Genomic DNA, 19,345 nt, shown 5'->3' with positions numbered 1-19,345 from the left:
AGAAATTCGATGCATCATATTTAACGCACTTTTTGAACATCATCTAAAAAGGAGTGAATTATTTGAGTGAAATTGAACAACTTGGTGATCAACTGATTGAAGATGCCTGGTCACTTAGTGCATCTGATATTCATTTTGTTCCTAAAATCAATGATGCTATGATTCAATACCGACTCGATAGTGATTTATTCAATAAGCAAACCATTCCCAAAGATGTTTGCGAACGCTTGATATCCCATTATAAATTCCTTGCTGGAATGGATATTGGAGAAAGGAGACGACCACAGAACGGCGCAATCACATTAAATCTCAAAGGCATCACCATTAACCTTCGCTTGTCAACACTGCCCACACCCTACAACGAAAGTCTAGTCATACGTATCCTACCTGAGACACCTACTTATTCTCTTGCAAATCTATCGCTTTTTCCGAACATGACCACTAAATTGCTTTCACTTTTAAAGCACTCACACGGATTAATTATTTTTACAGGTCCCACAGGGTCTGGTAAAACAACAACCCTTTATTCCTTACTTCATGCAACGAAAAAACTTTTTAACCGAAATATCATTACGTTAGAAGATCCAATCGAAAAAAGAAGTGAAGATGTTTTACAGGTTCAGGTGAACGAAAAAGCCGGAATTACGTATTCACATGGCTTAAAGGCAATTTTACGACATGATCCAGATATTATCATGGTGGGGGAAATAAGGGATTCCGAGACTGCTAAAATTGCTGTTCGAGCTGCCCTCACAGGTCACTTAGTACTTACAACTATGCATACGAGAGATACAAAGGGTGCGATTTATCGGCTTTTAGAATTTGATGTGTCTTTACAGGAAATTGAACAAACATTAATCGCTATCGCTGCACAAAGGCTAGTTGACCTTAAATGTCCATATTGTGCAGGGAAATGTACACCTCTCTGTAAAAAGCATCGAAAGGTAAGAAGAGTAGGGGTATACGAACTTTTAAATGGACATGCCCTAACGGAAGTGATGAAGGAAGCAAGGGGAGACAAGGCTGAGTATCGCTACGAACGATTAAGGGATGTAATTAAAAAAGGGATTGCTCTAGGCTATTTATATCCGGATGCACTGGAAAGATGGGTTGTACATGATGACAAGGGAAAGAAATAAGAATTGGACGTTAAAGGAGCAATCGCTGTATCTAAGTAGAATCAGTAATCTTCTTGATCAAGGGTATTCGTTTGAACAAGCATCCCAATTCCTTTTATTCCAGTTGCCGAAAAAACACAGTCAGGATATTGAAGAAATTCTCAAAAGCTGTAAACAAGGCGAATCTTTATATACTGCCTTTTCTAAGGTTGGATTTCATAAAGATATTCTTGGTTATTTATATTTCGCAGAACAACATGGTGATATCTCTTTTGCGCTTCGTGAAGGTAGTTGGATGCTCCAGAAAAAGATCAGTCATTTCGAAAAAGGAAAAAAACTAATCCGTTATCCGCTTGCCCTATTGTTGTTTGTTGGTTTCATGTTTACTATGATTGAAAAAATTCTTTTACCTCAATTTGAAAGTTTATTTACCTCCATGAGCTATGAACAAACGTTGATTTCAAAAATTTTACTAAGGCTCCCTGAACTAAACCGGTATCTGTTCCTCAGTGTTGCTTTTCTAACAATTATCAGCCTCGCGTACTACTTTCTTCATTTTCAAAAGCTCACTCCTGTTGAAAAAATGAAGCTACTATTAAAGATTCCCATTTTAAAAAAGTAACGATTATGTTTAATTCGCATTTCTTTTCCGTGCAGCTTAGCAACTTGTTAAAAGGCGGGTTGTCCATTTTCCAAGCCTTAACTATGTTTGAACAGCAGCGTCACTCTCCTTTTTTTCGAGAGGAAGCAAAGGAAATGAAACAGTTATTACGAGCTGGTAATCGTTTTGATGAAATTTTAAGAGTAAGAGAGTATTACGAGGCAGACTTAGCAATGATTATTTCCCATGGCCAAACAAACGGCAATTTAGCAAGTGAGCTCCAGCACTATAGCCAATATGTCATGGAAAAAGTCGAGGAAAAAGTAACAAGACTATTAGCCATTGTTCAACCTATTCTTTTTACCATCATAGGAATCATCATTGTGATGATGTACGGCGCTATTATGGTTCCAATGTTTCAATTATTAAATGGAATATAGAAAGGACGATGAAATTGAAGAATCAAAAGGGGTTCACCCTTGTAGAAATGTTAGTCGTTTTACTAGTAGTTTCGATTCTATTGTTAATAACGGTTCCAAACGTTACGAAGCATAACACGGTCATAAAGGGTAAGGGCTGTGAAGCGCTGATTAAAATGGTCGAAGCACAAGTTCAGGCTTATGAATTAGAAGATGGTCACAATAGGGTTACTTCATTGGATCAGTTAAAGACTGGCGGATATTTTAAAAATGATACAATCCCTGCCTGTCCAAATGGTGACACAATTATAATGGATTCTGAAGGCAAAATTGATCATGAAGAACCTACGTCGAGTTGATGAAAAAGGATTTACCTTAATTGAAGCCTTACTTGTCCTATCGATTATCATCATGATTTCCTCAATTAGTTTAATACAGTTAAGACCTCTACATGAATCAAAAAAATCGATCAATTTCTAGAGCAACTCCAAAATGATATCTTTTTTAGTCAGCAATATGCGATAAGCCACAGTGAAGCGACCAAAATCTTATTCAGTGTAAATGGATCCTTTTATCGAGTAAGTAGGGGGGACTCGAATGAGGTGATCTTACATCGGAAAATTGACCCGGAGATTCAAATTAAACTTACAACACTTGGGTCAAACCTAGTATTTACAAGTAATGGGAACGTCCAACGTGCTGGAGAGATTCTGTTTAAATATAAGGGTAGCACCTATGTGGTTACGTTTTTATTAGGAAAGGGAAGGTTTTATGTTAGTAAAAGATAAGCGTGGATTTACGATGGTCGAGATGCTCCTTTCTGTCTCTATTTGGCTTATGCTTTGTGCTACACTGCTACCTCAGTTCATGTTTATTATGACAGAACGGCGAAACATTGACTTACGTAATATGGGAAATCAATTGCTGACTGAAGAACTGCAAAAAGAATTTAACGGGGAAGCTTCAAATTTAGGGAGTACAGTAAAAAACGGGGTTACCTATCAGTTTTCCAAAACATATAATGAAGGTCTTCAGGGATGGCAGCTTTGTGTTTCATGGCAGGACAAGCTAACAAAAACATATGAAAGATGTGGATATATAAATGGTGAGTAATGAAAAGGGTTTTACTTTTGTTGAGATGTTGGTAACCTTTTCGGTCCTGCTTGTCATCCTTTCGTTTATTACACCATTCCTGAGCGTGGTCTTTCGGGATAATAGCGAACAGTTCAATAAGCTGGAATGGCAGATTTTAATCCAACAAATGAAAATGGAGATTCGTGAGGCAAATCAAATATCGGTTTCTAAGAACGAGGGGGTCTCCTTTTATAATGCTGCAGGTGATTTAGTAAGTTTTGAAAAATATACAGACAAAATAAGAAGAAGGGTTAATAAAAAAGGTCATGAAGTATTACTTCAACAGATTACGGATGTAACGTTTGAAACAAAGACGAACGGTTTTTTAATCTCAGTTATAACCGTTGATGGGAAAATCTATCAAGCCATGATTTCTGCCTTTACAACTGTGGAGGTTAAGGAAATATGAAAAATCAACAAGGATTTATCCTGCCCGTAACACTTGCCATTTCTTTTTTATTTTTCTTGTATTTACGTTTCAAGTGAATGCGTATATGACAGAAAAAGCATTTTCAAAGGAGACAGAAGAAATAGTCGTATTAGAGAACCTAATGCAGCTTGGCATAGAGGGCGTGCGAGCAATAGTAGAAAAAGAAGCAGGAAATGTAGCCTTAACGGGCTCCCTCAGCTATCCTAATGGAACTATAACATATTCCGTTTCACCGCTAAGCCCAACTACATCACAAGTAGTCCTTTCTTGTATGACAAATGAACATCGAAAATATAATGCGCGATTTGTGTACGATTACGAAACGAAGGAGATTCAATCTTGGATTGAATTACGTTAAGACAAACAGGGGCGTTTTTGATATAATTTAGAAAACTTGCAGTCGGGGATTAGGGGTGTAGAGAGATGAAAGCCATTTATTTAACAGGATTTATGGGAGCGGGTAAAACAACAATTGGGGCGAAATTAGGCGAAGCCTTACATTTACCAGTTATTGATACAGACCAATTTATTGAAGAAAAAGTTGGAAAAAGGATTGCAGATATTTTTTCTGAAAATGGTGAGCAAACGTTTCGAGAATACGAACGGTCTTATTTAAAGGAAATACCAACAAGTGATATTGTGATTACAACCGGTGGTGGAATTGTCATTCAAGAGGAAAATCGTCAATGGATGCTGGAGAATGGACACGTCATTTTCTTATATTGTGACATCGAGAAAATTTTTGAACGTGTTCAAATTGATCCCGCAAGACCTTTATTTGATACCGAAAAAAAGGAAAATACAATTAAGTTGTATAATGAGCGAATGCCTTTTTACAATGAAGCACATTATAAACTTGATACAACTGAAAAAAATCTGGCGGAAGTTGTTACGGACATACTTTCGTGGTTACACACGCAAAAAGGTGGAAATAATAACTAAGAAGCATAACTTTATTCAGCAGAGGCTCCTACTTAAAATACAAACAAGTGTGTTTAGTAAGCGGGATGTTTCAAAATAGACTGAATAAAGGTAGAGCCTTTGGCGAATGCCACAGTTTTTTCAAACGTAATTTTTGAGCAGGTTCGAAAATATCTGGGCACATATACGTTAAGACGCATTTGATTAAAGGTAGGTGTTATTATGTCTACAAATGATTATGTGAAATTTGTAACCCAACAGTTTGTCAAGTTTATAGACCAGCCAAAGGAAGTTCGTAAGGCGACAAAGCAGCAGCGTAAGGAAGAACAAGAACCATTAACAAATCGGTGGTTTGGAATTATGCCGCTTGCTGTGTCGCTCATGTTTAAAAAGAACAAGAAAGGAGAGAGCTGACAATCCGTTTTGTCAGCTCTCTTTTTCTTATACATAAAACCATAAGCCATATATGGAGAGTATAGTGACGATGATTAGGATCTCCATATTCCCCAAATACATAGAGTACTTCCAATTAATCCTTCTGCCAAGCCACTAACTAATGGCCCCCCAATAACGACGTATTTTTAAAACATTTTTGACACTATGTCGTTTCTATTCACAAGAATTTATTAGTATGATAGAGTAGTAGGTACTTATAAGATGATGTTCAAAAAGTGCGATAAATAGGATGCACCGAATTTCTGTGTTGGCTTGCTTCTCCGAGACTCAAAGCCGCGTCACTTGAATTAATCGGTCTTCTTCATCCTCTCTTTTGAAGTTCATTTAAATGTAGGAGTGACAGGTTAAATGACTACGAAAAAAGAAAAAATTGTTGATCAGTTGAATCGACCTCTACGTGATTTGCGCATTTCTGTCACAGATCAATGCAATTTCCGTTGCTCTTATTGTATGCCTAAAGAAATCTTTGGGGATGATTATCAATTCTTAAAACAAGGAGAACTATTATCCTTTTCAGAATTAGAAACATTGACAAGAAGCTTTGTCAAACTAGGTGTGCAAAAGATCCGGTTAACAGGTGGAGAACCTTTAGTAAGAAAAAATATACATGAGCTTGTTGAGCGATTAACACATATAGAAGGTATTGAAGACATTGCCCTCACAACAAACGGGATATTTTTACCGAAATATGCTAAGCAGTTAAAAGAAGCGGGCCTTCAGCGTGTAAATATAAGCCTGGATGCAATTGATAATGATGTTTTTAAAGGGATAAATGGTCGCTCTGTTGGTGTTAAGCCTGTATTAGCAGGAATTGAAGCTGCACTAGAAGCTGGTCTTCAAGTGAAAATGAATATGGTTGTTCAAAAAGGAAAGAATGATTCACAAATTTTACCGATGGCTCGATTTTTTAAAGATAAAGGGATTACCCTTCGTTTTATTGAATTTATGGATGTTGGAACAACAAATGGCTGGAATTTTAATCAAGTTGTTTCAAAAAAAGCAATACACGATCTAATCAACAGTGAGATGCCGTTGGAACCAGTAGACGCTGAATATTTCGGAGAAGTAGCGAAAAGATACCGTTATGTTGGTACTGATGTCGAAATTGGGTTTATCTCATCTGTTACGGAATCCTTCTGCTCAAGCTGTACAAGAGCAAGAATTTCGGCAGATGGTAAATTGTATACTTGCTTATTTGCAACAGCTGGCCATGATTTAAAAGCTTTAATGCGTTCAGGTGCATCTGGACATGAAATTGATGAGGCTCTTACTTCTATTTGGCAGTCTAGACGAGATCGCTACTCAGACGAACGAACAGAGGAAACTGCGAAAAAACGCAAGAAAATTGAAATGTCATATATCGGTGGATAAAAGGAAAAGAGGTGCATAAGTAGCACCTCTATTTTTTCAGCTCTAGGCGCTGTCGGTTCAAGGTCATAAGCCAATTGCTTATTCAGGAAAAAAATTCCTACTGTTAAGCATTCCTTATGCTTGTGCCGATTGACGAGCGGCCTACGCTTTTCTTAGAATCATGCAGTTGATTTTTCTGCTCTTCCTGAACGTACTAACCAACGGTGGACAGGAATTTCAACTAGTGTAATAACGAGAGCTGTTAAAATTGCGCCCCATAATGTTACTCTTGCACCATTTAAAAATAAAGAGACAAAATATACAAGAATTGCTGCAGTAATGAAATCAGCAATATCAGTCATTACCGTTGTATTTCTTTTCAGCATCATAACTTCCATTAAGTGGCCAACAATGGCTAAAACGATTCCAACCGCGATTGGTTGATACCAAGAAACATAATCAACACTATCAAAAATACCAGAACAGATTGCTACAACTAAAGGTAATAAAATAATCTTCATAATAAATCCAGTCATAGCATTACACCTCCTTTAACTGGTATTTTTAGCAATAGTAAAAAATATATGTGTTTGGCCTTAAAAATTTCATTCAACAAAAAATAACCCCATTCATAAAATGAGGCTTACTTTATCGACAAAAATAGTCCTTCCAAATGTTCCAAGAATCTTTATACTCTCCATCCCATGGGTCTTTATCATGGTCATGCCAAGGACACCACTTCCACGATTTCCACCAATCGCACCAATCATTCCAACCACCTTTATCTCCATGGTTCTTATCATCATTTCGATCTTTGTCCTTCTCTTTATCCTTTTTCCAGTAATCGTCCCAATTATGGTCCTTGTCTTTGCCACCGGTATAGGAATATTGATCATTCTTCCAATAGTCTTTGTAGTTTATATTAGTAGACGTATATTGTTTATTGTCATTGCCAAAGAAAGAAAAAATATCAGAAAGCGAAAATCCAAGCAAAAAGGTATTGTTTGAACTATATGTATCTCTGTCTCCAGAGGCAAGTGCGGAATATGGATTTAGTAAAACAACAAAAACCAAAATCAGAATACTTGTTATACATTTTTTTGATATCATATGTACCCCCTTGTTTAAATTTAAAGAACAATAAATTCTTTATTAAGAACAATTTTATAACAAGATACGTACGAAGTAAATATTTCATGTGTAAAAAGTAGGGAAAATTTCCTAAATAAAAAGATGAGCTAGTTAATTTGCTCATCCTAATGACCTAAGTATGATTTTCATCGCTCTGTTTCAACAACCGTTATGTTTTTTACTCTTTCGGTTTCGGGCTCGAATGTGATATTCACAAAGACACCAAATTCCCGTTTATCTTGCTTCAACCAAAGCTTGAAACGTTCAATGTGCATCCCATTCTTCTTATATCTTCCTACATGTAAATAATCAACAATTTGTGCAGATGGATATCGTTTTTTTGTTTCCTCCATTGCAAGCCTTCCCCATTTCGCATATTCCGGCTCGGGCTTTTTGTATTCTGCTGCAGTATTTGTGGGATCGTTTATGTAGTCAATTGTAGGGAATAAGATCAAACAAAAACAGCATCCAATCAATAATTTACGCAACACGTACAACACCTCACTTTACCTTTAGAAATTCCCTCTGTAAGGAAAATTTATGCAGCCGACTTGGAAATGTATGGTATTATGTTGCTAGAGGGGGAGTACGATGAAAAAATCGTTTAAAAAATGGATTTGGTTTTTAATTATAATGGCTTTAATCGGGTGCAGCAATGAAAATAATACAGCGGGAAAAGCACAAAAAGCGGATGGAGTACTAGGTCCTTTAAAACAAAATGAGAGAAATACACAAATTATAAGTTCACTCGGTTTCGATACACTTTTAATGTATGACCTTGAGATAAAAAATGAAGACATAAAAATGATCCACTTTTGGGTAGAGCATTACAAGAATGGTAAAAAACAAGAAAATATCATAGAAGGTGCAACCGCCACAAGTAAAAAGATGACGTTAGCCGCTACAAAACTCGATTTCAAATTAGACGAAGAGAATACCTATGATCGTTGGACATACTCAGTTTCGGATGGGACAGCGATTTCAACGATGGAATCATTGCCGATGGAAGTAGTCAGCAATGATGAATTAGGAATGGGTTCAACGTGGGTAGATGATCAAATAAAAATTGAGGCTGAGAAACCAATCACTTTAGCTGTAATCGCAAGGCATGGCGGTGATGGTGTTGGTATTGGTTTAGGGGAAGAAGTGATTGAGGACACAATAAAAAATAGTGATGAAGTGTTTATTGTGAAGACAATGATTAGTAAAAAGGAAGAATATAAGTAATCAAAAAGTGATCATTTTGGATCACTTTTTTTTGTGCTGAATGATTTGTCCTTCTAGCGCACATATTATCAATATGTGAAAATGTTGTATTTAGGAGGAGAATCATGAGAAAACGACTTATTTTAATGGCAACTATATTATTAAGTCTGTCTCTACTTGTGAGCTGTAAAGGTGATGACAAAGCAAAGGATAAAGAGAATAAAAAAGACGATGCAAAAACAAAAATTCAACAAGTAGAGGAACAAATTTTCGAGCTTGGCTCACTAGGATTCACAACAGATGACCTCGTGAAAAACTGGAATAAAGCACAAGCAGAAATGAAGGACTCCGACAAAATTGACGAAATAAAAGTCACAAATGGTGAATTTAAAAAAGATGTCAATAACGGAATGATCCTCGAAGGCATTGTTAATGAAACAACTAATGAAGTAGTTCGATTATCAATAGTGAAAAAAGACGTAGAATCTGATAATCTTAGCACAACCTTAGATAAATACGAAGACACAATCGCAGCATTCTTTTTATTAGTTGCGGTAACAAACACAGACGAAGCGGTCAACGACGGAGACATTGGAAAAGTAACAGACAAATTGGGGCTACTCCGCGAGAAGGATAAGAAAATCAATGGCACCGCAACATTAAACAATATCACCTATAAGGCTGAAGAAAATGAGCGGGGTTTAGTGTTGTCGGCAGTGGAGAAGACGGATTAAAGATGAAAAAGCGACCTATATGGGTCGCTTTTTCATTGTATTTAGTTTTCCATGGAAGAAAGCTTGTACATCATCTATTGAAAGACCAAGGTTCTTTGCTTCAATTAGTAACTTTATCCACTCCGGATCCAGACTCATTGTGTTCTTTATCTTACCTATCATGAAATCCCCCATCTTTAGGAAAATTCTTCACTTTGTCGTCCTGTTCATTTTGCCAATTTCGGAATCGTACAAAGTTTTGAAATTCACGAAAATCCTCTTTACTTAGCCCGTCATCAATTGCTTTTTGCAACAACACGGTCCACTCTTTATCCAACATATCTTTAGTGAAAGTTGTACACTTTTCTTCATCACCTAATAAATATTCCATGCTTGTATCAAGCGTTTCGGCAATTTTAGTTAAGAACTGAAGAGAAGGATTTTTTTGAACATCACGTTCAATGTAGCTTAAATATGACTTTGAGACTCCAGCACGTTTAGCAAGCTCTGTTATCGAATACCGTTTCTTTCTCCGTAATGACTTTATTCGTTCTCCTATCATCTTCCTTCTCCCCAATATTATTAAAATACACGATATGTTCATTATAAGGAACGAGTCACTCTTTATAAAGTTACAAATTAATAAGTAAAAAGGAGATTAAGAGAGTAATTAAAAGAAAAGTGTTCTTTATTAAGAAAAAACAACGAATTTAGAGATTTTATAAAGTTAGTACTAATGGGCTATAATTGGGTAAAGTTCTTTTTAAAGAACGAATTTAGTAACCTCAAATTTTATTGTGTTCTAAATCAAGAATTCAATAAGGTAAAAAGGAATGTGATAATTTCATGTACAAGAAAATATGCGATAGATGCTGCAGGCTATCATATAGTGCCAGTAAACTCGGTAAATGGTTGTGTCCCGTATGCCAAAAAGATCTAACAAATCTTAAAGCAATGGACGCGGAAGTTTACACATTCAAGAGCTTTGTTTTTACTGAAAATAAAAGTGAGGATATTGCAAAAAACAAAATAGAAAAATACATATAGGAATTAAACAGCTTATTAAGGATGTCCCAGTTCGTATACACTTTGGGATAATCCTTTTTTTAATAGTGTTTTTGAATACTTCGTTATAATGAAAAAATGGAATTCTAAATGGATTTTCACATATATATTAAATATTTAAAAAATCCTATTGTTCAAAAAGTCAAATCATGCTATAGTTCAATTACGTACTTTATTAAGAACAATAAAGTACACATTCAAATGCGAGGGGATTTTTTGTATCTATGAAAAAAAGGCATATCGGAGATCAAATTAAAACATTACGACTTCAACACGGCCAAACCTTGAAGGAATTAGGAGAAGAAATTGAATTCAATTACAGTAACCTTTCTAAAATTGAAAGGGGCATACGAAAGCCAACCGTTGAATTCCTAGAAAGACTTACAAACTATTATAAAGTTGATATTTCTTATTTTTTTGATGTGGACAATAAAGATCCCAGCAAGATGGTTGCGATGGATATGGACTGGTTCATGTTATCACAAGAGATGAAGAGCAAAAATGTTTCATTTGATGAATTAAAAACAATGGCAGATACAATAGCAAAAATCAAAAACTATAACACTCAAGATTGAAAAAATAGTACTTAATTACCAATTATTTAATTGACATGTTCTTTATGAAGAACTAGAATAGGGATATAGTAACTGTTTTCCAAATTGAACAATTGCAAATAAAAGGCTTATTTTTTTACATAATTTGTTCTTTATGAAGAACCTCTGCCCGTGGAATAAAAACTAAGCAGGTGATGAAGTGAAACAAAACTTACAAATGCCAACTAATTATGGGATAGAACAGACGGAAAAGGAAATAGACTTACGGAACATATTTTTAATTTTAAAGAGACGTTGGTGGATTATTGTAATATTTACGATTCTATCAACAGTAGCAGGTTATTATTATGCAGAAAATAATGATACACCCGTATACCAATATACTACAAGGTTAATGATCCATGCGAGTTCGGAACAAATACAAACACTTTTGGTTGTACTCAAGGACCCACCGATTCTAGAAGAAGTAATTGAAGAACTTGACTTGAACCAATCACCGGATAGTTTGGCAAACCAAATTTCTGCTAGTGTTGTAGGTACGTCCCAAAGGGTAAACATTAGCGTTATTGATGTGAATCCGGAAAGGGCGGTTGCGATTGCAAATGCAACTTCAGCTGTCTTTCAAAAAAGGGACCAAAAGAAACAAATTATGATGTTCAAATTAGTATATTGGAGCAATCGACAGTACGCCCACAGCAGATAAACGGTGATAATTCCACTTTAAAAATGGCAGGAATTATTGGAGGAATAATAGGTGGAATAGGAATTGTATTATTACTAAATTCATTGGATAACTCACTTTTGACCGTTCAGGATGTAAATAAAGCTTTAGGTGTTCCGGTATTAGGAAGTGTATCGAAAATAAATAAAAAGAATACCTTGAGAAAAAAGTCAAAAAAGCAAGTCGTCAGTATAAGGGGTGAGACCATTGATTCCTAATCTTTTTAAACAAAATGAATTTATCAAAAAAAGTGGAGTAACTACCCACTCGTATCCAGATTCCATCATATCTGAGCAGTTCCGGACGATACGAACAAATTTGCAATTTATAAATGGTGTGAATAAAAATCAAACAATATTAGTTACCTCTCCTGGTCATTCAGAAGGAAAATCAACAATCGTTTCAAATTTAGCTATCTCACTTGCTCAAAATAAGGATAGAGTTTTACTTATTGATACAAATTTGAAAAAACCAGCACTTCACTCGATTTTTAGTATGGAAAACACAACAGGCTTAACAGATGTATTAAGAGGAAAGTTAAGTTTGGATGAAACAGTGATGCATACGGATATCGGAAGACTAGATGTGTTAACAAGTGGTTCTCTTCCGGCCATTTCGTCTGATTTAATTGGATCAATGGCCATGTTTGATTTGTTACAAAAAGCTTCCAAAACATATAATATCGTTTTAATTGATTCCCCACCGTTTCTAGAACTTTCTGATACCCAAATACTAGCAAGTGTATGTGACGGAGTGATTTTAGTCGTTAAAAGCGGTAAAACAGATACGAAAAAGGCAATTGAAATGAAAAGACAATTAGATTTAGCAAGGGCCAAGATTATCGGTGTTGTTATAAATGAAAAACAAAATTAAGGCCTTTTTTTACGGAAGGAATGTTCGTTATTAAGAAATGTATGTTCTTTTAATCGTGTTATTGGTGATGTCTCCTTACCACTATCAATCGGAGGCACTCGGTCATGCTGTGGGTTAACAACCTTAGACGCAAGTCGTCGATAGTGTGGTGTGAGGACGGGTTAGATGCCCATTTCTAAATTATATTTTACCTATGTGTTTTTTTACGAAAAATCACATAGGTAAGATAGTAATTTTAAAGGAGTGTGCTGGTTGCAAGAGATTAATCATTTTCCAAAATCTATAAAGAAAGCAATTAGATATATAAAACAAGAAGCAAAAAAGGAAAAGTGGAAATCAAACTGATTTTAGAAAATGCTATAAAGCGACGTGAATATATGCTTGAAAAATCAAGGAATTAAAGTGGTAAGAAAGGGGGAGAGGATTTGACATATCGACAGAGAATATCATTATTTATTTTTATTGATTCAATCATTGTGTTATCTTGTATCTTTCTTAGCCACTATTTGGTAGATGCTAGGTTTTCTATTTTTACATTCGTAACTATTTTTATTTATTTTTCATTTTTAATCAGTCATCATTTATTTGCACATCAATTTAAGCTTTATAAAAAGGCATGGGAATATGCAAGTATTGGCGAACTCGTCATCATTGCAAAGTCTGTAACTTCTACGGTGGTTTTAGCAGCAATCATGCAATTCATTATAAATCATGAGATTTATACTCGCTTTCTTGCTGTCACCTGGTTGCTCCTCGTATTATCCATTGGAGGAACAAGATTTTGCTGGAGAATCTATCGTGACACGTACATCAAAAAGAACGATCATCGAAAACGAACACTCATTATCGGGGCAGGTGCTGCAGGCACAATGATTGTGAGACAAATTAAAAATAACAATGAATCTGAACTAATACCTATAGGATTCATAGATGATAATGTGAAAAAACAAAATCTCGATATTTTAGGCATTCCCGTGTTAGGAGGAATAGAAAGTATCGAGGAGGTAGTAAGAGAAAAAAATGTGGCTAATATCATCATTGCAATTCCTTCACTAAGTAAAAGAGAACTTAATAAAATTTTTCAGGAATGTGCTAAAACGAAGGCCAAAACACAAATTCTTCCGATGCTTGAGGACCTCCTTACCGGTAAGGTGGCAGTTAACCAATTCAGAGATGTGCAAGTGGAAGATTTATTAGGAAGGCATCCTGTTGAACTTGATACGGAGAGTATTTCAGACTATGTCACTGATAAGATTGTACTTGTAACTGGAGCAGGGGGTTCAATAGGTTCAGAGATTTGTAGACAGGTAGCAAAGTTTCATCCAAAACAGCTTATCTTACTTGGACATGGTGAAAACAGCATTTATACAATCGAACTTGAATTAAATGAAGCCTATCAATCTTCAAAAATAGACATAACAACCGAAATTGCAGATGTGCAAGATAAACAAAAAATGTTGGACGTAATGAGTACATATCGGCCTGATGTTGTCTATCACGCTGCAGCTCATAAGCATGTACCACTAATGGAACGAAATCCGGAAGAAGCCATTAAAAACAACATCATTGGAACGAAAAATGTAGCTGAAGCTGCTGAATGGTGTGGCGTTCATACATTTGTAATGGTTTCAACTGATAAAGCAGTAAACCCAACAAGTGTGATGGGGGCGACAAAGAAATTAGCAGAAATGATTGTTCAAAATATGGGGAGAACAAGTAAAACGAAATTCGTTGCTGTTCGTTTTGGAAATGTGTTAGGAAGCCGCGGGAGTGTCATCCCATTATTTAAAAGGCAAATTGCCAAAGGTGGACCTGTTACCGTTACCCATCCGGATATGGTTCGATATTTTATGACCATTCCAGAAGCATCGAGATTAGTCATTCAGGCAGGTGCTTTGGCACAAGGCGGCGAAATCTTTGTTCTGGATATGGGTGATCCTGTTAAGATTGTTGATTTAGCGAAAAATTTAATTAAGCTATCAGGGTATTCTGTTGATGAGGTAGGCATTGAGTTTTCAGGTATGAGACCTGGTGAGAAGCTCTTTGAAGAATTATTAAAGGACGATGAAGTGCATGACACGCAGGTCTATCCAAATATATATGTTGGTAAAACCGCTGAGCTGTATATAGAAGAAATAGAAAAAATAATCTCAACCTATAGTGGTTTAACAAAGCAAGAGATCCGGGAGCAGCTTGTAAGCTTGGCAAATAGAACGCCACTCCCTCAAAAACGATTATTGACCATTCCAGGTTAAAGGAGAGGAGAGTAGAGAATTGAAGGTAAGAAAAGCAATTATACCAGCTGCTGGACTAGGAACAAGATTTCTTCCAGCAACAAAAGCAATGCCAAAAGAAATGTTACCAATTGTCGATAAACCGACAATTCAATATATCATTGAAGAAGCAGTCGAATCGGGAATTGAAGATATCATTATCGTAACAGGTAAAGGAAAACGGGCAATTGAGGATCATTTTGATCACTCCTTTGAACTTGAACAAAACCTTATTGATAAAGGAAAGTTTGAGTTGTTAGACGAGGTACAAAAGGCATCAAAGCTTGTAGATATTCACTATATCCGTCAAAAAGAACCAAAGGGTCTAGGTCATGCAATCTGGTGTGCCCGTAAGTTTATTGGAAATGAACCTTTCGCTGTCTTACTAGGTGATGACATTGTATCAGCAGAAAAACCATGCTTAAAACAAATGATTGAGCAATATGAGCGATACAATGCATCCATTTTAGGAGTTCAAACAGTTCCGGAAAAAGAAGTTCATCGTTATGGAATTGTCGATGGAAATCAACATGGTGAACGCTTTTATAGTGTAAATCATCTTGTTGAAAAACCAAAACAAAAAGATGCACCTTCAAATTTAGCTATCATGGGGCGCTATATTCTAAATCCACGAATTTTTGAAATCCTGGAGAATCAACAACCGGGAGCGGGTGGAGAAATTCAATTGACCGATGCGATTTCAGGGTTGAATCAATATGAAGCTGTATATGCATATGATTTTGAGGGTATTCGATACGATGTTGGGGAGAAGTTGGGGTTTATTCAAACAACACTTGAATTTGCGTTAAAAAGAGAGGATTTAAGAGTAGAGCTTCTCGAATATCTAAAAGATATTATGAATAAAGAGTTGGTGAAATGAGTATGGTCGAAGGCACAAAAAAGAAGGTGTTATTTGTTGCTACGGTCGATTATCATTTCAAAAGCTTTCATTTACCCTATTTAAAATGGTTTAAAGAACAAGGCTGGGAAGTTCATATTGCCGCAAATGGCAATCTTGAACTTCCTTTTGTTTCGAAAAAATACAATATCCCAATCCAACGTTCACCCTTTCATGTGAAGAATATTGGGGCGTTCAAAGAATTGAAGGCAATAATTGATGAAAATAACTACAGCATCATTCATTGTCACACACCAATGGGAGGCGTACTTGGCCGACTAGCCGCACGACAAGCACGAAAGAGTGGAACGAAGGTAATTTACACAGCACATGGGTTTCATTTTTGTAAGGGAGCCCCACTAGTTAATTGGCTATTATATTATCCGATTGAAAGATTGTTAGCTTCTTATACTGATTGTCTTATCACGATTAACTCCGAGGACTATGAACTTGCGAAAAGACATAGATTTAAGGCTGGTTCCATAGACCACGTATATGGGGTAGGTGTTGATCTAGAAAAGTTTCAACCAGTGGATAGGATAAGGAAAAATGTGCTAAGAAGAGTAGAAGATTTCAACACAAATAACATTATGATGTTTTATGCTGCTGAATTTAATAAAAATAAAAATCAACAATTTTTATTAAAGGCCCTTGCGCTTATTAAAGAGGATGTTCCTAACGCAATGTTATTACTTGCAGGAGAGGGAGTTTTACTAGATGAATGTCGCCAACTTGCTAATGAATTAGGATTAGTAGATAAAGTAGAATTTCTCGGACTTCGTGATGACATTGAAATGTTGTTAAGAATAAGTGATATTGCAGTAGCCTCTAGTTTAAGAGAGGGCCTCCCAGTTAATGTTATGGAAGCCATGGCATGTGGATTACCCATAATTGCTACCGAAAACCGAGGACATAAGGAACTAATTGTTACAAACGAAAATGGATGGATATTACAACATGATGACTTGGACGGATTCTCTACGAAGATGAAAGAATTAGCAAACAACGAATATGTAAGAAATAGACTTGGGAAAATGAGTAGAAGCTTAATGGAGAGTAAGTATGGGATTGACACCGTTTTAGACCAGAAAATTGAGATTTATAGTAGGTATATGCAAGCAGAGGGGGAAAGAAAATGGGCGGTCCAATAAGAGTATTACATGTTGTTGTTAATATGAATCGTGGTGGAGCCGAAACCCTCATCATGAACTTATATCGCAATATTGACCGCTCAAAGGTTCAATTCGACTTTCTGACTTGTAAGGAAGGGGTCTTCGATAAAGAAATACTTGAACTAGGTGGAAGAATACACCGAATTCCATATATAACCGATGTTGGACATTTTGGATATGTTAAAGCATTGAATCACTTCTTCAAAGAACACTACTCTTACAAAATCGTTCATTCTCATATGGATAAAATGAGTGGACTTGTCCTTCGTTCTGCAAGTAAGGCTGGAATACCGGTTAGGATTGCGCATAGTCACAGTACAAAAAGTGAGGGGAATTTACCTTCAATCATCTATAAATCCTTGATTGGAAGTGGAATATTTCGCTACGCAACTAACTTTCTAGCATGTTCTTATGCTGCAGGAAAGTGGCTATTTAGTAAAAAGAAAGAAGCAATTACGATTATCAACAATGGAATCGAAAGTGAGAAGTTTGTATTTTCATTAAAAACTAGGGAAAAAGTCCGAAAAGAACTGAACATTAGTTCAGATTGTTTTCTTTTAGGGCACGTTGGCAGATTTTCAAAGCCAAAAAATCATACTTTTCTAGTGGATCTTTTTTCGACGTTCAATACTATTCATCAGAATTCAAAACTAGTATTAGTAGGAGATGGCCCATTAAAAGGTGATATTGAAAGGAAAGTGTCAGAACTAAAATTAAATAACAAAGTAATTTTTCTCGGGAACAGGCCTGACATCAATCGACTTCTACAAGCATTTGATTTGTTAGTATTTCCATCTTTATATGAAGGCTTACCTGTGACTTTAATTGAAGCGCAGGGTGCAGGGCTAAAGTGTGTAATATCCGATAATATCACAACAGAAGTTGATTTAGGAATAGGTCTAATTGAATATTTGCCCATAACAAAAAAAGCAATGTGGATTGATAAATTAGATGAATTAAAAATAAAGGTAAAACCACGTATTAATAGCACGGAATACTTAATAAAAAATGGCTATGATATAAAGGATTCAGCCAAAAAAACTCAAGAATTATATGTAAAAATGGGGGCAGCTGTATGAAGAAACTGACAATATTTACCCCAACATATAATCGTGCATACTGCTTGCATACATGTTATGAATCATTGATAAAGCAGACAACTAAGGAGTTTATTTGGTTAATTATTGATGATGGTTCTACAGATAATACTGAGGAAATCGTAAAACAATGGAAACAAGAAAACATAATTGAAATTAGGTATCATTGGCAAGAAAATCAAGGTATGCATGGCGCTCATAACACTGCTTACGAATTGATAGACACTGAGTTAAATGTATGCATTGATTCTGATGACTTTATGCCGGAGAATGCTGTTGAAACAATACTTTCTTTTTGGAACAAACATGGAAGTGATAAGGTAAGCGGAATTATTGGTTTAGATTCTGATTCAACTGGAAAATTAATCGGTTCGATGCTCCCTTCAGATTTAAAAACATCGTCATTATTCAACTTATACCACAAACTTGGAGTAACAGGGGATAAAAAACTTGTTTATCGAACAGAGTTAACAAGAAATTATCCATACCCTATATTTGAGGATGAGAGGTACGTAGGATTAGCTTATAAATATTATAAGCTTGATAGGGATTATGAAATGCTACTCATGAATGAGGTTTTATGTTGCGTGGAGTATCTACCAGATGGTTCGTCAATGAATATGCTTAGTCAGTATCGAAAAAATCCAAGGGGATGGGCTTTTTATAGGAAAGAACTTATGAAATTGCCATTTGTTAGTCAATCTTTTAAATTTAGGCAGGCAATTCATTATGTCTCTAGTAATTTATTAATAAAAAATTATTCGTTTCTAAAGGAGACCCCAAGTAAATTTCTTACGACTTTAGCCATTCCTTTTGGAATATTACTTTCTTTTTATGTTCAACAAAAGACTAAATCAGTTATCTAAGGGAAGTAGTCATCCAAAAATGAAAGGAAAGAAACAATGACTCTTCTATGGTTTAATCTTGCTTTAGTATTTACTTTTGCTTTAATGGCTAGATTTTTTGCAACTGTAAGGTTTCAAGGTGAAATACCAATTCTAGTTCGGCCAAATATAATGTTAACATCACTTGTTTTATTATCATTAGTTGGAATTTCAGGACTTAGATCAAATATTGGTGATACATTTTTTTATAAACATATATACACCATTAATGAGTTTAATCTGGAACACACACTCAAACAAAAGGACATTGGTTTTGCTTTTTTACAGATGTTTTTACAAAAGATTTCAGATGATCCACAAATAATGAT

The 19,345-nt window shown here is 35.6% G+C and carries 27 protein-coding genes and 1 pseudogene; 23 read left to right on the top strand and 5 right to left on the bottom strand.

The window, feature by feature from the left end; translation table 11 throughout:
- Positions 1-62: 62 nt before the first annotated feature.
- The 12 genes from comGA (at position 63) to moaA (ending at position 6,450) form a co-directional block, all read left to right on the top strand.
- Positions 63-1,139 (top strand): competence type IV pilus ATPase ComGA, encoded by a 1,077-nt coding sequence (gene comGA / locus BTHG_RS17900; RefSeq protein WP_010678108.1) that lies wholly within the window; start codon positions 63-65, stop codon positions 1,137-1,139.
- A complete protein-coding gene (locus BTHG_RS25970; protein WP_052307806.1) occupies positions 1,117-1,740 on the top strand; it encodes a type II secretion system F family protein in 624 nt (207 codons plus the stop codon). Before comGA ends, BTHG_RS25970 begins: the two co-directional genes overlap by 23 nt.
- A 5-nt stretch (positions 1,741-1,745) precedes the next feature.
- The gene (locus tag BTHG_RS25965) at positions 1,746-2,159 is read left to right on the top strand and encodes a type II secretion system F family protein (RefSeq protein ID WP_083849195.1); all 414 of its coding nucleotides are present in this window, start codon (positions 1,746-1,748) and stop codon (positions 2,157-2,159) included.
- A gap of 8 nt (positions 2,160-2,167) precedes the next feature.
- Complete coding sequence (gene comGC / locus BTHG_RS17890; protein WP_042342245.1) at positions 2,168-2,497, top strand: competence type IV pilus major pilin ComGC; 330 nt, start codon at positions 2,168-2,170, stop codon at positions 2,495-2,497.
- On the top strand, positions 2,475-2,618 hold the full coding sequence (locus tag BTHG_RS27980) for a prepilin-type N-terminal cleavage/methylation domain-containing protein (protein WP_083849194.1): 144 nt from the start codon (positions 2,475-2,477) through the stop codon (positions 2,616-2,618). Before comGC ends, BTHG_RS27980 begins: the two co-directional genes overlap by 23 nt.
- Positions 2,594-2,926, top strand: coding sequence for a competence type IV pilus minor pilin ComGD (comGD, locus tag BTHG_RS25960; protein ID WP_332306439.1), 333 nt, complete (start codon positions 2,594-2,596; stop codon positions 2,924-2,926). Before BTHG_RS27980 ends, comGD begins: the two co-directional genes overlap by 25 nt.
- Positions 2,910-3,251 carry a competence type IV pilus minor pilin ComGE gene (gene comGE, locus BTHG_RS17880; RefSeq protein WP_010678103.1) on the top strand — a complete coding sequence of 114 codons (342 nt, stop codon included), beginning with the start codon at positions 2,910-2,912 and terminating at the stop codon, positions 3,249-3,251. The genes comGD and comGE overlap by 17 nt, the downstream gene beginning before the upstream one ends.
- A complete protein-coding gene (comGF, locus tag BTHG_RS17875) occupies positions 3,241-3,681 on the top strand; it encodes a competence type IV pilus minor pilin ComGF (protein ID WP_010678102.1) in 441 nt (146 codons plus the stop codon). The genes comGE and comGF overlap by 11 nt, the downstream gene beginning before the upstream one ends.
- An 85-nt stretch (positions 3,682-3,766) precedes the next feature.
- Entirely contained in the window at positions 3,767-4,060 is a 294-nt protein-coding gene (comGG, locus tag BTHG_RS17870) for a competence type IV pilus minor pilin ComGG (RefSeq protein WP_010678101.1), read from the top strand.
- A gap of 65 nt (positions 4,061-4,125) precedes the next feature.
- Positions 4,126-4,644 carry a shikimate kinase gene (locus tag BTHG_RS17865; RefSeq protein WP_010678100.1) on the top strand — a complete coding sequence of 173 codons (519 nt, stop codon included), beginning with the start codon at positions 4,126-4,128 and terminating at the stop codon, positions 4,642-4,644.
- 201 nt (positions 4,645-4,845) lie between these two features.
- Entirely contained in the window at positions 4,846-5,037 is a 192-nt protein-coding gene (locus tag BTHG_RS17860; RefSeq protein WP_010678099.1) for a YqzE family protein, read from the top strand.
- Between the two features lie 390 nt (positions 5,038-5,427).
- Positions 5,428-6,450 (top strand): GTP 3',8-cyclase MoaA, encoded by a 1,023-nt coding sequence (gene moaA / locus BTHG_RS17855; protein WP_010678098.1) that lies wholly within the window; start codon positions 5,428-5,430, stop codon positions 6,448-6,450.
- A 158-nt stretch (positions 6,451-6,608) separates the two neighbouring features.
- Here moaA and BTHG_RS17850 read toward each other — a convergent pair whose 3' ends face one another.
- The 3 genes from BTHG_RS17850 to BTHG_RS17835 all read right to left on the bottom strand — a co-directional run bounded on the left by BTHG_RS17850 (position 6,609) and on the right by BTHG_RS17835 (position 8,048).
- On the bottom strand, positions 6,609-6,965 hold the full coding sequence (locus BTHG_RS17850; protein WP_010678097.1) for a DUF2512 family protein: 357 nt from the start codon (positions 6,963-6,965) through the stop codon (positions 6,609-6,611).
- Between the two features lie 112 nt (positions 6,966-7,077).
- Positions 7,078-7,539: a hypothetical protein gene (locus BTHG_RS17840; protein ID WP_026021880.1), complete on the bottom strand. Its 462-nt coding sequence runs from the start codon at positions 7,537-7,539 to the stop codon at positions 7,078-7,080.
- Positions 7,540-7,706: 167 nt separating this feature from the next.
- Positions 7,707-8,048: a YqzG/YhdC family protein gene (locus BTHG_RS17835; protein WP_026021879.1), complete on the bottom strand. Its 342-nt coding sequence runs from the start codon at positions 8,046-8,048 to the stop codon at positions 7,707-7,709.
- Between the two features lie 103 nt (positions 8,049-8,151).
- Here BTHG_RS17835 and BTHG_RS17830 point away from each other — a divergent pair, with 103 nt between their 5' ends.
- Both BTHG_RS17830 and BTHG_RS25955 read left to right on the top strand, forming a co-directional pair.
- Entirely contained in the window at positions 8,152-8,787 is a 636-nt protein-coding gene (locus BTHG_RS17830) for a hypothetical protein (RefSeq protein WP_010678095.1), read from the top strand.
- A 104-nt stretch (positions 8,788-8,891) separates the two neighbouring features.
- The gene (locus BTHG_RS25955) at positions 8,892-9,500 is read left to right on the top strand and encodes a ligand-gated ion channel (RefSeq protein ID WP_010678094.1); all 609 of its coding nucleotides are present in this window, start codon (positions 8,892-8,894) and stop codon (positions 9,498-9,500) included.
- A gap of 15 nt (positions 9,501-9,515) precedes the next feature.
- Here BTHG_RS25955 and BTHG_RS26350 read toward each other — a convergent pair whose 3' ends face one another.
- Positions 9,516-9,662 carry an anti-repressor SinI family protein gene (locus BTHG_RS26350; protein ID WP_010678093.1) on the bottom strand — a complete coding sequence of 49 codons (147 nt, stop codon included), beginning with the start codon at positions 9,660-9,662 and terminating at the stop codon, positions 9,516-9,518.
- Positions 9,652-10,041, bottom strand: coding sequence for a helix-turn-helix domain-containing protein (locus BTHG_RS17815; protein WP_010678092.1), 390 nt, complete (start codon positions 10,039-10,041; stop codon positions 9,652-9,654). Before BTHG_RS17815 ends, BTHG_RS26350 begins: the two co-directional genes overlap by 11 nt.
- A gap of 727 nt (positions 10,042-10,768) precedes the next feature.
- Here BTHG_RS17815 and BTHG_RS25950 point away from each other — a divergent pair.
- From BTHG_RS25950 to BTHG_RS27135, 9 genes and pseudogenes are all read left to right on the top strand, one after another.
- Complete coding sequence (locus BTHG_RS25950; protein ID WP_010678090.1) at positions 10,769-11,119, top strand: helix-turn-helix domain-containing protein; 351 nt, start codon at positions 10,769-10,771, stop codon at positions 11,117-11,119.
- 178 nt (positions 11,120-11,297) lie between these two features.
- Positions 11,298-11,801, top strand: a complete 504-nt coding sequence (locus tag BTHG_RS25305; protein ID WP_010678089.1) for a YveK family protein — start codon at positions 11,298-11,300, stop codon at positions 11,799-11,801.
- A 225-nt stretch (positions 11,802-12,026) separates the two neighbouring features.
- On the top strand, positions 12,027-12,692 hold the full coding sequence (locus BTHG_RS17795; RefSeq protein WP_010678087.1) for a CpsD/CapB family tyrosine-protein kinase: 666 nt from the start codon (positions 12,027-12,029) through the stop codon (positions 12,690-12,692).
- A gap of 425 nt (positions 12,693-13,117) precedes the next feature.
- Positions 13,118-14,947: a polysaccharide biosynthesis protein gene (locus tag BTHG_RS17785; protein WP_010678086.1), complete on the top strand. Its 1,830-nt coding sequence runs from the start codon at positions 13,118-13,120 to the stop codon at positions 14,945-14,947.
- 19 nt (positions 14,948-14,966) lie between these two features.
- Positions 14,967-15,845 (top strand): UTP--glucose-1-phosphate uridylyltransferase GalU, encoded by an 879-nt coding sequence (galU, locus tag BTHG_RS17780; protein ID WP_010678085.1) that lies wholly within the window; start codon positions 14,967-14,969, stop codon positions 15,843-15,845.
- Complete coding sequence (locus BTHG_RS17775; RefSeq protein ID WP_010678084.1) at positions 15,842-17,014, top strand: glycosyltransferase family 4 protein; 1,173 nt, start codon at positions 15,842-15,844, stop codon at positions 17,012-17,014. The genes galU and BTHG_RS17775 overlap by 4 nt, the downstream gene beginning before the upstream one ends.
- Positions 16,999-18,114 carry a glycosyltransferase family 1 protein gene (locus BTHG_RS17770; protein ID WP_010678083.1) on the top strand — a complete coding sequence of 372 codons (1,116 nt, stop codon included), beginning with the start codon at positions 16,999-17,001 and terminating at the stop codon, positions 18,112-18,114. Before BTHG_RS17775 ends, BTHG_RS17770 begins: the two co-directional genes overlap by 16 nt.
- Entirely contained in the window at positions 18,111-18,998 is an 888-nt protein-coding gene (locus BTHG_RS17765; RefSeq protein ID WP_010678082.1) for a glycosyltransferase family 2 protein, read from the top strand. Before BTHG_RS17770 ends, BTHG_RS17765 begins: the two co-directional genes overlap by 4 nt.
- 36 nt (positions 18,999-19,034) lie before the next feature.
- Positions 19,035-19,345 (top strand): annotated as a pseudogene (locus BTHG_RS27135) (EpsG family protein); the annotation flags it as partial.

The organism is Bacillus timonensis, from assembly GCF_000285535.1.
Classification (GTDB): domain Bacteria; phylum Bacillota; class Bacilli; order Bacillales; family Bacillaceae_L; genus Ferdinandcohnia; species Ferdinandcohnia timonensis.
Note: the sequence above shows the minus strand (reverse complement) of the source record. Positions and strands in the feature narration are given on the sequence as shown.